12 protein-coding genes are annotated in these 12,840 nt (G+C 62.7%); 6 read left to right on the plus strand and 6 right to left on the minus strand.

The features are described from left to right. Positions 1-45: 45 nt before the first annotated feature. The 4 genes from MU551_RS11100 to dxr form a co-directional block, all read right to left on the minus strand. On the minus strand, positions 46-597 hold the full coding sequence (locus tag MU551_RS11100; protein WP_247044102.1) for a hypothetical protein: 552 nt from the start codon (positions 595-597) through the stop codon (positions 46-48). Beyond that, positions 579-1,307 (minus strand): MarR family transcriptional regulator, encoded by a 729-nt coding sequence (locus tag MU551_RS11105; RefSeq protein WP_247044103.1) that lies wholly within the window; start codon positions 1,305-1,307, stop codon positions 579-581. The genes MU551_RS11100 and MU551_RS11105 overlap by 19 nt, the downstream gene beginning before the upstream one ends. Before the next feature lie 85 nt (positions 1,308-1,392). Further along, positions 1,393-2,721: a M50 family metallopeptidase gene (locus tag MU551_RS11110; protein ID WP_247044104.1), complete on the minus strand. Its 1,329-nt coding sequence runs from the start codon at positions 2,719-2,721 to the stop codon at positions 1,393-1,395. Positions 2,722-2,737: 16 nt separating this feature from the next. Next, positions 2,738-3,955, minus strand: coding sequence for a 1-deoxy-D-xylulose-5-phosphate reductoisomerase (gene dxr / locus MU551_RS11115; RefSeq protein WP_247044106.1), 1,218 nt, complete (start codon positions 3,953-3,955; stop codon positions 2,738-2,740). 95 nt (positions 3,956-4,050) lie between these two features. On the opposite strand from dxr, the gene MU551_RS11120 reads away from it, so the two are divergent. Further along, a complete protein-coding gene (locus tag MU551_RS11120) occupies positions 4,051-5,520 on the plus strand; it encodes a lipase maturation factor family protein (RefSeq protein WP_247044108.1) in 1,470 nt (489 codons plus the stop codon). 26 nt (positions 5,521-5,546) lie between these two features. Here the strand turns inward: MU551_RS11120 and MU551_RS11125 are convergent, their stop codons facing one another. Together MU551_RS11125 and MU551_RS11130 are read right to left on the minus strand one after the other, a co-directional pair. Next, a complete protein-coding gene (locus MU551_RS11125) occupies positions 5,547-6,218 on the minus strand; it encodes a response regulator (RefSeq protein WP_247044110.1) in 672 nt (223 codons plus the stop codon). After that, positions 6,215-7,792, minus strand: a complete 1,578-nt coding sequence (locus tag MU551_RS11130) for a sensor histidine kinase (protein ID WP_247044456.1) — start codon at positions 7,790-7,792, stop codon at positions 6,215-6,217. Before MU551_RS11130 ends, MU551_RS11125 begins: the two co-directional genes overlap by 4 nt. Positions 7,793-8,055: 263 nt before the next feature. Here MU551_RS11130 and MU551_RS11135 point away from each other — a divergent pair, with 263 nt between their 5' ends. The 5 genes from MU551_RS11135 to MU551_RS11155 all read left to right on the plus strand — a co-directional run bounded on the left by MU551_RS11135 (position 8,056) and on the right by MU551_RS11155 (position 12,827). Then, complete coding sequence (locus MU551_RS11135; RefSeq protein WP_247044112.1) at positions 8,056-9,066, plus strand: Bug family tripartite tricarboxylate transporter substrate binding protein; 1,011 nt, start codon at positions 8,056-8,058, stop codon at positions 9,064-9,066. Beyond that, entirely contained in the window at positions 9,063-9,575 is a 513-nt protein-coding gene (locus MU551_RS11140) for a tripartite tricarboxylate transporter TctB family protein (protein ID WP_247044114.1), read from the plus strand. Before MU551_RS11135 ends, MU551_RS11140 begins: the two co-directional genes overlap by 4 nt. Further along, positions 9,575-11,200, plus strand: coding sequence for a tripartite tricarboxylate transporter permease (locus MU551_RS11145; protein ID WP_247044115.1), 1,626 nt, complete (start codon positions 9,575-9,577; stop codon positions 11,198-11,200). Before MU551_RS11140 ends, MU551_RS11145 begins: the two co-directional genes overlap by 1 nt. Before the next feature lie 66 nt (positions 11,201-11,266). Next, positions 11,267-11,668: a universal stress protein gene (locus MU551_RS11150; protein WP_247044118.1), complete on the plus strand. Its 402-nt coding sequence runs from the start codon at positions 11,267-11,269 to the stop codon at positions 11,666-11,668. A 199-nt stretch (positions 11,669-11,867) separates the two neighbouring features. Beyond that, complete coding sequence (locus MU551_RS11155; protein WP_247044119.1) at positions 11,868-12,827, plus strand: D-2-hydroxyacid dehydrogenase family protein; 960 nt, start codon at positions 11,868-11,870, stop codon at positions 12,825-12,827. The last annotated feature ends 13 nt before the right edge of the window (positions 12,828-12,840 follow it).

The following is a 12,840-nucleotide window of genomic DNA, read 5'->3' on the forward strand; positions in this document are numbered from 1 at the left end:
GCTACACTATCTCCCTGCCAGCCAGAGTACCCATCCGGCCGAAGGTCAGCCCAGAAACAAGACCTTGGCCAAAGCGGCAATGCCGGCCGCCCAGAACATGGACGTAAGGGTTCCAATGATGAAGCGCTCGGCGGCAACCGGAGTCTCTTTCAGCTCGGCAAAACGTCCCAGGCCCTTGATGGCAACGACATAGGCGATGGCTACCGGCTGTCCTCCCAGGATGGCCAGGCAGACAGCAAGCCGCTCCAGAATTCCGATGATCGCACCGCCCCGAAGGATCCGCGTGGAGGTGGCAGCGGCTCCGGCGTCAGCCTTTCCCTGAACGGGCCCTCCTGGCTGATCAGTCCCTGGCTGATCAGACGCAGGAACTGCATCCTCCGCTTTGGAAGGTCCTGCCGGAACTGTAATTTCGCCGTCAACGGTGACGTCGGCCGAGGGATCGTCGCCGTCGTCCGGCCTGGCAGCGTTCCTGGCCGTGCGGGTATCAGCATCCGCCTTGTCATCAATCGTCCGTGCGAGGCGGAAAACCAGCGCGGTAACCGGCCAGCCGGCAAATCCCGCCAGGACCATGGCCAGCGTTACCCAGAGTACGTCCATGCGTCTCCTCCCGTCCCTTCAGGGGTAATAATCCCGTGTGCAAGTGCCAGCAGCATTTCAGCGGCAGGCCTCGCCGCCCATTCTTCCTGCCATCCGGACCTCAGCACTGCACGGCTCACCGACTGCTCTGTGATTCCCAATTCGCGGGCAACGACTTTCTGGCTGCCATGCCTTGCCTCGCGGTTTTGCTGGACGGTTGTGAGGGTGTCGACGACTTTCCATTGGGCCTCACTGCGTTCCTGGATCAGCCGCCCGATGAGGCGCAAAACCGCCTCGGCGTTGGCGCAGGCAGAAGCTGCATGCGCCCTGCGGGCGTCAACGGAGCGGGAATCAACGCGCCCGCCGTCGGCATCCGAGCGGAGTGCCATCCCCGGCAAGACCGCCAGCGGGACGTGGCCGGCGGCTGCCTTAGCCCTCTCCACAGCATGCCGGGCTGCTACGAAGGCTGGACCTGATCCTTCCCGCGGGCTTTGGGGCAGCGGTGTATCCACTGGGCCCACGCCGATGCCGACATACCAGTGCCCCTGCCTCAAAGCATGGAGCGCAATGGCCACGACTTCGCCAGGATCCTGCACAGCACCCTGGATTTCATCACCCACCGAGCGCTCGAACGTTCCGGATGTGGTCAGGGGGGCCACATCCTGCAGCAGGGATGGCACGCGGTCAATATCTCCGGTGCTGCCCCGTTGGTCGATAGTCAAGATGAACATACCTCAACCATAAACGGCTGATAATCAAAGATCAATCGTTTATGGCTGAGATATCAGAAACAGCCCATTCCAGCTGATGTGGAGGTCAGAAGATGCTGATGGGCTTAACGATGTCGGCGTAAATCAACAACGCTCCCATCCCCATGAGCAGGACCGCCACGACGTATGTCACGGGCAGGAGTTTGGCGATGTCAAAGGCGCCAGGATCCGGTTTGCCGAAGAGCTTGGCCACCCTCCTTCGCGCACCCTCATACAAGGCGCCTGCCACGTGCCCGCCATCCAGTGGAAGCAGCGGAATCAGGTTGAACACCGCGAGCGCGAAGTTCAGGCCTGCCAGAAGCCCCACTAAAACCGCCAGCCTCGATTGAACGGGTACCTGCTCCATGGCGGCTACCTCACCGGCAACCCTGCCCACGCCCACAACGCTGATGGGACCGTTCGGGTCACGTGGTTCTTCGCTGAAGGCTGCTTGCGCAACACCCGCAACCCTTGCCGGAAGGTTAAGGACGACGCCGGCAACCTGCCGGATGTTTTCCCCTGCCATGGGCAGCACGGAGGACGCAGGCTGCTGAACGAGGGCCGTCTGAGCCCCGATGCCAAGGAATCCCACCTCCTGGTAGAGCGGCTGTCCTTCGGCGTCGAGTGCTTGCCTGCCGTCTTCACCGATGATTGGGCGGGCGGAAAGAACCGGCGTGACGGTGGTGGTGACGGGGGCGCCGTCGCGTTCCACCGTGATGCTGACTTCCCTCCCTGCCGATTCGCGAATCCAGCCGGTCAGCTGCTCCCAGCTGGCGACAGTTTTGCCATCGAAGGACGTAACGGTGTCCAGGGGCTTAAGCCCGGCCGCCGCGGCCGGTGTGAGCTTGCAATCCGGGGAATCCGGATCGATTGTCTCGCCGGCCTTGACCTGGCACCTGGAGACATCGGCAACAGTGGTGGTGGCAGTTGCAATGCCGAAGCCCATGAGCAGCACGGCCGTGAGCACGAGGCCTATCAGCAGGTTGGCAGCAGGCCCACCCAGCATGATGATGATCTTTTTCCACACGGGCAGCTGATAGAAAAGACGGCCCTCATCGCCTGGGCCCACTTCCTGGTGAGCCACGGATCGCGCTTCTGTGGCAAGGGTCTGGAACATTCCGGTACTGGAGGGACGCACCGCCCCGTCCTCTTTGTTCGGCGGGTACATGCCGATCATCGACACATAGCCGCCCAGGGGGATGGCCTTGAATCCATACTCAGTCTCGCCTTTCCGCGTGGACCAGAGGGTTGGGCCGAAGCCGATCATGTATTTGGTGACGCGTACCTTGAAAAGCTTTGCCGGAAGCAGGTGCCCCACTTCGTGAAGCGCAATAGACACAGCGATGCCGATGGCAACGAAAACGACACCGAGGATAAAAAGGAGAACGGGGTTCATGCTTGGTTGCTGCTTCCTAGAGACTGCTCATAGCTAAACGTTCATGGGTCCGCGCACGTGCCCACTTTTCAGCATCCAGCACGGATTCAACAGACAGCAGGGAGGACCCTGAATGTTCGCTGAGGACGGCTTCGATCGTATCCACAATGTCCGTGAACCGGATTCTCCCCGCGTGGAAGGCCACCACCGCTTCCTCGTTGGAGGCGTTGAAAACTGCCGGAAAGGTACTGCCTTGCTTGGCGGCGCCCTTGGCCAGGTCGACAGCCGGGAAGGCGGTGACGTCCAGCGGTTCAAAGGTCCAGCTGGTGGCCTTGGTCCAATCGCACGGGCGGGCCGCACCCGGTACCCGCTCCGGCCATCCCATTCCAAGGGCGATCGGCAGGCGCATGTCGGGCGGGGAAGCCTGCGCAATGACGGAACCGTCAACGAACTGGACCATGGAATGGACTACGGACTGCGGATGGACCACGACGTCGATCCGATCCAGCGGAATGTCGAACAACAGGTGCGCCTCAATGACTTCCAGGCCCTTGTTGACCAGGCTGGCCGAGTTGGTTGTGACCATAAGCCCCATATCCCAGGTGGGATGGGCAAGGGCATCCCGCGGCGAGACATCGTGAAGCTGCTCCCTGGACTTTCCACGGAACGGGCCACCGGACGCCGTAAGGATGAGACGGTCAACCTCTGCCGCCGACCCGGCCCGCAGGCACTGGGCGATCGCAGAGTGCTCGGAATCGACCGGAACAATCTGTCCTTCCCGCGCAGCAGCCTTCACGAGGGAGCCGCCCACGATCAGGGATTCCTTGTTCGCCAGGGCAAGAATGGCGCCTGACTTCAAGGCGGCAAGGGTGGGCGCGAGGCCGATGGAGCCTGTAATGCCGTTGAGGACGACGTCGGCCTCCACCTCCGCGATCCGGGTGGAAGCATCCGCTCCGGTAATGATCTCCGGCTGGTAGCCAACGATGCCCGCTGCGCCGGCCAGTTCCTTGATCAGGCGCTGAAGTTCCGCACCGTCACCCGCGGCGATTCCTACGGCCTGGGCACCTGTATGGACCGCCTGCCGGGCAAGAAGTTCGAGGTTTCCGCCCCCCGCGCTGAGGGCGACCACCCGGAAAAGGTGGGGAGCGCCGTCGACGACTTCGAGAGCCTGGGTTCCGATGGAACCGGTGGACCCGATGAGGACAATCCTGCGCGGCTGCCCAGGGATGGAATGGCTGGCGCCCGAAATCTGCATGGCTTAAGTATCCCGCACTGCGAACGGACTCCATCCCGAGTGCCGTGCTTACAAGGCAGGATTGACGGTGCGCACAGCCGGCGTAGCTTAGTGATGTGGACTGGGTGGGGTGGTTCGACGCGCCGGACTACGGCTTTGCCCGGGAAGTACTGCAGCGGGGCATCGCGGCGGTCTACTTCATCGCGTTCCTGTCCGGCATGAACCAGTTTCCGGCGCTGCTGGGCGAACATGGCTTGCTCCCCGCTCCCCGATTCCTGGAACGGTATGGACGCCTGGCCCTGCCAACGCTCTTCCGCTGGCGATACTCGGACCGCCTCTTAAGGGCTGTCTGCTTGATGGGGATGGCGATCGCCGTAACGCTAGTGGCCGGCCTGCCGCAGCTCGGGCCACCATGGCTTCCCATGATCGCCTTCCTTGCCCTGTGGCTGCTGTACATGTCCATCGTGAATGTGGGCCAGACGTTCTACAGTTTCGGTTGGGAGATCCTGCTGCTGGAGGCGGGCTTTACCGTAGCCTTCCTTGGCTCGAACCAGACGGCTCCGCCGAAGACCATCCTCATCCTGCTGGCCTGGCTGCTGTTCCGCCTCGAATTCGGTGCCGGTATGATCAAAATCCGGGGCGGAAGTGAGTGGCGTAACCTGACAGCCCTGTACTACCACCACGAGACCCAACCCATGCCGGGCCCGGTGAGCCGGCAGGCGCACCTCCTGCCCAAGCCTCTTCACAAGATGGAAGTCCTGGGGAACCATTTCGCCCAGTTGATTGTCCCCTTCTTCCTGTTCGCTCCCCAGCCGTTGGCGAGCATTGCGGCCGGGATCATCATCTTCACCCAGCTGTGGCTGGTGGCCACAGGGAACTTTGCCTGGCTCAACTGGATCCCCATCGTGCTCGCCTTTTCCGCCATCAGTGATTCGGTGCTGCACTCCCTGCTGCCGGCCATTCCGCTGGACCTGCACTCCGCGGAACAGCACTCCGCCGCGGGAGTGGCCAGCGACACGCCCCTGTGGTGGCTCGTCGTCGTTCTGGCTGCTTCCCTCCTGCTCGTGGTCCTGAGCTACTGGCCCATACGGAATCTCTTTGCCCATCGCCAGCTCATGAACGCCAGCTTCAACCGCTGGCAACTCGTTAATACTTACGGAGCTTTCGGCACAGTGACAAAGCGGCGGATCGAGATGGTGGTGGAAGGGACCCTCACTGAGGATCCGGACGACGGCGACTGGCGCGAGTACGGCTTCAAGGGCAAGCCCGGAGATGTGTACAGGCTGCCGAGGCAATGGGCTCCGTACCATCTGCGGCTGGACTGGCTTATGTGGTTCCTGCCATTACGCACGGTGCATGAGGAGTGGTTTTACGCTTTCCTCGGCAAACTCCTTGAGGCAGACCACCAGGTTCTGAAGCTGCTGCGCTATGACCCGTTCGACGGCGCCCGCCCCCGTTGGGTGCGCGTCCGCAGCTGCCTCTACCGCTTCTCCACCCGTGCGGAGTACCGGGGGACAAGGCAGCGCTGGATCAGGACGTCCCTTTCGGAAGTGATACCGCCGCTGTCCTTGCCACCGGATCAATAAACATTCGCGCTGGCCGCTTGAAGTCGTCAGGCAGCCGGCTTGAGGGCGTACCGGCGCTCCGGACGGCCCGCGCCGTATTTGAGCCGCACGTCCACCCTGCCTTCGTCGTTGAGATACTCCAGGTAACGCCGCGCACTCACCCGGGAAGTACCGAGAAGATCAGCGACTTCGGCGGCAGATAAATCAGTGTCAGAGGAACCAAGCACTTGCTCCACTCGCTCCAGGGTTTCCGGGCTGCATCCCTTCGGCAGAGGCCGCTGACCGCCCTCTACCCCGAACAAGCGGTTGACATCGGATTGCTCTGCGACGTTCTTGGACGAATCCAGGCCCTGGTAGGCGATCCGGTAATGCTCCAGCCGTTCCTGCAGATCCGTTTGGGAGAACGGCTTGATGAGGTAATGGACAATGCCGCCCCTCAATGCACGCCGCACCGTTTCCACCTCCCGCGCCGCACTGATCACCAGCACATCGAGCCTGGGAGCAACCTTACGAAGCTGCAGCATAAGGTCGAGCCCGTTCACATCAGGCAGATGGATGTCCAAAAGAACCAGGTCCGGCTGCAGCTCCTTGGTCTTCAGGATGGCGTCAGCACCAGTATGGGCAGCGCCAACGACGGCGAATCCAGGGGTCCGCTGGATGAACCCGGCATGCACCTTCGCCACCATAAAGTCGTCGTCGACTATCAGGACTTTGATCACAGCTCCAGCCTCCGCTGCTTCAGTTCCGCTTTGAACACTGCTCCTCCATCATTGGCAACAGAGAGCTCGCCGCCGCGCCTTCGGCAGACCACTCGCGAGAGCGCGAGCCCGAACCCGCGGCCCTCCTCATTGCCCTGCTGCTTGGTGGTAAAGCCCTGCCGGAAAATATTCTCCACAGCGTCCGGGGAGACGCCCGGGCCGGAGTCACGGACGGTGACTGTCACGTCGTCGTCGCCCTCTTCCACCGACACCTTAACTATCGCGTTAGCCCTGCCCGTAACGGCGTCGAGAGCGTTATCCACAAGGTTTCCGACGACGGTTACCAGGTCCCGTGACAGTGTGTCGTCCACGCGTCCGAGCAAGGATTCCGGGTCCAGCTGCAAAGTGACTCCGCGCTCGGTTGCAAGGCTGGTTTTGGCGATCAGCAGGGCAGCCAATGCCGGATCCTCTATCCGGCTGGTGACCTCATCGTTAAGCCTGGTCCGGTCCAGGGTGGCGCCGTTGACAAACTGCACCACCGAATCGTACTCACCGATCTGGATAAGACCCGATATGACGTGCAACTGGTTGGCAAATTCGTGCGCCTGGGCCCGCAGAGTGTCGGTGGCCGTCCGGGTGGCCCCCAGTTCACGCTCCAGGGAGGACAACTCGGTCCTGTCGCGGAGCGTCGTGACGGACCCGATGTCACGTCCCCGCGAGCGGATGGACACCCGGTTCAGCACCAACAGCCGCTCCCCCACCAGGACCAGTTGGTCCTGGCTTGACTGCTCGCGGGTGAGGACGTCCTTTAATGCGGCATCCACCGGGAGCGTTGCCAGGTTCTTGCCCACGCAGTCGGCCGGCAGGCCGAGCAGTTCACGGGCGCTGTCATTGGCCACGGTGATCCGTTCATTGGGATCGAGTGCCACCACTCCCTCCTTCAGCCCGTGCAGCATTGCCTCACGGTTTTCCACCAGTCCGGTGATTTCACTGGGCTCCATGCCCAGGGTCTGCCGTTTGACCCTCCGGGCCAGCAGCAGGGATCCGGCAACACCCAGCACACTGGCCACACCGAGGTAGGTCAGGAGATTCGGGGCGGCATCGCTCAGCCGCTCCAGCATGGACGGGTAGTGACGGCTGACTGACGCAATGCCGATCATCTTGCCCTTGTCGTCGAGAACAGGGACGTGGGCGGAAAGGAATACAGCTCCGGCTTCGTCCACTACGCCTGTCCATGACCTGCCCAGCATCACCCGGCTCTCGCCAAGTTCCAGGGGCTGGCCCAGCAGGCTTGGATCAGACGAGGCCACTACCGTCCGGTCAAGCTTGGCCAACGCAACCTGGGTTGCTCCGGAAACTGACCGGACGGACTCTGCCACGGCGGGAAGGGCCGCACCTTCCCGAGGTTCGGCGGTTGGCAGCAGCGTGCGAACTGTTGGGTTACTGCCCAGGGCCTCGGCAGCGGACAAAGCCTGACGTCCTTCGATCCGTTCAAAGGCGGCGGCGCTCTGCGCGAGCGAAATGGCTACCACGGCCACCAGGACGGCCAGGACTATCAGCAACTGGAGAACAAGGTACTGACCAGCGAGGGACATTCCTCTACGTCGAGTCACTGTGGTTGTTTCCTCTGGTGGTTCAGCAGGTCTGCCGGTTCTGCAGTAGGCGATTGGTTGCTCCGGTGCGTGTCCGCGCTGGCTACCGGAACTATATCGCAGCACTTCGGGGGTGGGACGCCGGAAACGTGAACGCAATGAACTTAACTTTCTCTGCGTACACAAGAGTGATGCGCGTCACTCTGGGGCCTAGCATCGGATCACCAGTCAGTTTTGCTGATCATTTTAGCGAGAAGAGGAACACCATGCGCCAGAACCGCGCATTGCGAATTGCCGCCGTCGCCGCCGGCATCGCCCTGATGGCCACCGGTTGCGGTGCCACCGGGGGCAGCTCCACCAATACGTCTACCCCCGGCGCCGCTGCCGGGCCGGTGACCGGGCTCCAGATCATGGTTCCCAACACCCCCGGCGGCGGTTACGACACCACAGCCCGTGTGGCAGCCAAGGTTCTCGACGACGAGAAGGTTGCAACCAACACCGAGGTCTTCAACCTTGCCGGCGCCGGCGGAACCGTGGGCCTGGCCCGCATCGTGAACGAAAAGGGCAACAGCGACCTCACCATGCTCATGGGCCTTGGCGTGGTGGGCGCGAGCTACACCAACAAGTCCGAGTCCAAGCTGACCGACACCACCCCGCTGGCCAAGCTCATCGAAGAGCCCGGCGCCATCATGGTCAACAAGGATTCGCCCTACAAGACCATCGGTGACCTCGTGACCGCGTGGAAGGCAAACCCCGGCTCCATCAGCGTCGGCGGCGGCTCCTCCCCCGGCGGTCCTGACCACCTGCTGCCTATGCAGCTGGCCGGAGCAGTTGGAATTGACGCCACCAAGGTGAACTATGTCGCCTATGACGGTGGTGGAGACCTCCTCCCTGCCATCCTGGGCAACAAAATCGGCTTCGCTGCCTCCGGTGCGGGCGAGTACCTCGAGCAGATAAAATCCGGTGAGGTCCGCGTTCTGGCAACCAGCGGCGCCGAACGTCTCGAAGGTGTCGACGCACCCACGCTGAAGGAATCCGACATCGACCTCGAATTCACCAACTGGCGCGGCATCGTGGCTCCTCCGGGAATCACCGACGACGACAAGACCAAGCTGATTGCCGCCCTCGAAAAGATGCACGGCACCGAGGGCTGGAAAGAAGCCCTGAAGAAGAACAGCTGGACTGACGCCTTTATCACCGGCGATGAGTTCGAATCCTTCCTGAGCGAGCAGGACAAGCGGGTGGCTGACGTACTCACGAAGCTTGGCTTGGCGTGAGCTCCTCACCATCTCTGACCTCCAGGCTCAAAGGCCGCTCCGAGCTGGGGGTAGCCCTCCTGCTCGGGGCGGCGGGCGTCGTCGTCCTGGTGGACGCCCTTCGCCTGGTAACCCCGTATTCCCAGTCAGATCCGGTGGGACCGAAGACCCTGCCGTACATCGTGGCCGGCCTGCTGATCATCTGTTCTGTCCTGCTGGCACTGAACGTGCTGCGCGGCGGGCAGGGCGAAGCCGAAGGCGGCGAGGATGTGGACCTCACGCACCCCGCCGACTGGAAGACTGTCCTGCCTCTGCTCGGAGCATTCGTCGCCAACATCCTGCTCATTGATTGGGCCGGTTGGGTGATCTCGGGAACCGTGCTGTTCTGGGGAAGCGCCTGGGCATTGGGAAGCCGGCACTATGTCCGTGACGGCCTCATCTCGGTGGCCCTGTCCATCCTCACCTTTTACGGCTTCTATCTCGGTCTGGGCATCCCGCTGCCGGCCGGTCTCCTGAAGGGGGTTCTCTAATGGATGTGCTCTCCTCCCTCATGGACGGCTTCGCTACGGCCCTGACCCCCATGAACCTTCTTTACGCCGTTATTGGCGTACTCCTGGGTTCCGCCGTGGGCGTGCTCCCGGGTCTTGGCCCGGCCATGACCATTGCTTTGCTGCTCCCGGTCACCTACGTCCTGGAACCCACCAGCGCCTTCATCATGTTCGCCGGCATCTACTACGGCGGTATGTACGGTGGCTCCACTACATCGATTCTGCTGAATACTCCCGGCGAATCGTCTTCGGTGGTCACCGCCATCGAAGGCAACAAGATGGCGAAAGCCGGCAGGGCCGCGCAAGCCCTGGCGACCGCAGCCATTGGTTCTTTTGTAGCGGGCACCATTGGTACCGCCCTGCTTGCAGTTTGCGCACCGATCGTGGTGGAGTTTGCCGTCAGCCTCGGCTCGCCCAGCTACTTCGCCATCATGATTCTCGCCCTCCTGGCTGTGACCGCAGTCCTGGGATCGTCACGGCTTAGGGGCTTCGCTTCCCTGGGGCTCGGACTGGCAATCGGCCTGGTGGGGATGGACTCCGTCACAGGCCAGCGCCGGCTTACCTTTGGCCAACCATTGCTGGCTGACGGCCTGGACATCGTGGTGGTGGCCGTGGCCATCTTCGCCGTCGGTGAGGCGCTGTGGGTGGCCGCTCACATGCGACGCACTCCGCTGCAGGTCATCCCTGTAGGACGTCCCTGGATGGGCAAACAGGACTGGAAACGGTCCTGGAAGCCCTGGCTCCGCGGAACGGCCTTCGGCTTCCCCTTCGGTGCCCTTCCGGCCGGTGGAGCCGAGATCCCCACCTTCCTGTCTTACGTGACAGAGAAGCGCCTCAGCAAGCATCCCGAGGAATTCGGCAAGGGGGCCATCGAAGGTGTTGCCGGCCCGGAAGCAGCCAACAACGCGGCTGCTGCGGGAACCATGACGCCCCTGCTGGCCCTGGGCCTGCCCACGAATGCTACGGCGGCCGTGATGCTCGCAGCGTTCATCCAGTTCGGCATCCAGCCGGGACCACAGCTGTTCGCCAGCGAGGGACCACTGGTCTGGGCCCTGATCGCGAGCCTCTTCATCGGCAACTTCCTGCTTCTGCTCATCAACCTGCCCCTGGCTCCGATGTGGGCAAAAATCCTGCAGCTCCCGCGGCCGTACCTGTACGCGGGCATCCTGTTCTTCGCCACGCTGGGCGCTTACTCGGTGAACCTGCAGGCGTTCGACCTGGTGCTTCTGCTGGTGCTCGGTGCGCTGGGCTTCATGATGCGCCGCTTCGGGCTCCCCGTGCTGCCTCTTATCCTCGGCGTCATCCTGGGGCCGCGTATTGAAGGTCAGCTTCGCAAGACCCTGCAGCTGAGCGCCGGCGATCCTGCCGGACTGTTCAGTGAACCCATTGCAATCGGTGTTTACATCATTATTGCGATCATCCTCATTTTCCCGTTCCTGATGAAGCTTTGGCGCCGCAACCATCCGGCCCCCAGCCTCTTGTCCGCTAACGCCACGCGTGGATCCGAACCGACAGACGTCACCCGCGGCAATGTCACCCATGCCAGCCACCGCTCCGATGGAAGCGATGGCGGCGACGGCGGCGATGCGGGCGACGGCGACGGGTAGGCAGCACCCACTCCCCCGCCACGCCAGAAGATCACAAGGCACTAACCACAGACCACAGGAGAAACCGTGAGCATCATCGTTGGCTACGTTCCCACGCCCGAAGGGGCAGCAGCACTGGAAGCGGCAATCGCCGAGGCGCGAAAAAACAAATCGCTCCTCGTCATCATCAACTCCTCCCGCGGGGACGCCCTCGTGGACAAGCGCTACGCCCAGGTGGAGGACATCGCCAGCATCGAGGAGCGCCTGAAGAAGGAAGGAATCGAGCACATCATCCAGCAGCCTGTGCGTGGAAACGATGCCGCCACAGAGGTACTTCAGGCCGCGGAACAGCACCGTGCCGACCTCGTCGTCATCGGCCTTCGGAGGCGCACCCCAGTCGGGAAACTGATTATGGGGAGCACCTCACAGCAGATACTGCTCGAGGCGGACTGCCCCATCCTGGCCGTCAAGGCCGCTCCGGCGCACTAGGCGCACCTCCGGGATTGGGTGCAGTAGCGACGTCGACGGCGGTGTGAACACCAAGAGAGCAGGCGGCGGATGGAAAGGAATTACTTCCACCCGCCGCCTGCTGCTGTCAGATGCAGACTGCCCTCATAATCGATTCATCTACTAACCGTGCAACGGCTACCCCTTCAGCTGCTCCGTCCGGGCCGCTGGGAAGGACTCCATGACAAGGTTCCGCCTGGCCATTCTTGACGACTACCAAAACGTGGCTGAAGACTTCGCCCCTTGGAAATCCTTGGCCACCGACGGGGTGGAAGTGACAATTTTCAACACGCCCCTTGGCTCTGACAGCGCAGTCGCCGCTGCATTGGCGGAATACGAAATCATCGTGGCCATGCGTGAACGGACCCCCTTCCCTCGCCGCGTCCTCGAAAAACTGCCCCACCTGAAACTGCTGGTCACTACCGGGGCCGCCAACGCTGCCATCGATCTTGAGGCCGCCAAAGAGAACGGCGTTGTTGTTTGCGGCACGGGCGGCTCCCCCGCTGCCGCTCCGGAACTGACCTGGGCCCTGTTGCTGGCCTTCACCCGCAACCTCACTGAAGAAGAAACCTCCCTGCGGAACGGCCGGTGGCAACGGACCGTGGGTTTCGAGCTGTCAGGCAAGACGCTGGGCATCGTGGGACTTGGCAAGATCGGTCACCGAATCGCCGCCTACGGCAAGGCGTTCGGCATGGACGTGCTGGCATGGAGCCAGAACCTGACCGACGAGACCGCCGCGGCCGCCGGTGTTCGGAAAGTCAGCAAGGACGAGCTTTTCCGGATGTCCGACGTCGTGAGCCTCCACTTGCGCCTCTCCGAACGGAGCGAGGGAATCGTCGGGGAAAGGGAACTGCGTCTCCTCGGACCTGAAGGCGTGCTCGTGAACACTTCGCGAGGCCCGCTGGTGGACCAGCAGGCCCTCCTCGATGCCCTTCACGCAGGACATATCCGCGGAGCCGCGCTCGACGTCTATGATCAGGAGCCCCTGCCGCTTGGGCACCCGCTCCTCGATGCCCCGAGGACTGTCCTCACTCCCCATCTTGGCTACGTCACCCACGAGAGCTACCAGGCTTTCCTCGGCGGGGCGTTCGAGGATGTCAGGGCCTGGCTCGACGGCGCACCGATCCGGAGATTGGCTTAGCGGGCGCAGCTGA

The organism is Arthrobacter rhizosphaerae, assembly GCF_023062595.1.
In the GTDB taxonomy this organism is placed as follows: Bacteria; Actinomycetota; Actinomycetes; order Actinomycetales; family Micrococcaceae; genus Arthrobacter; species Arthrobacter rhizosphaerae.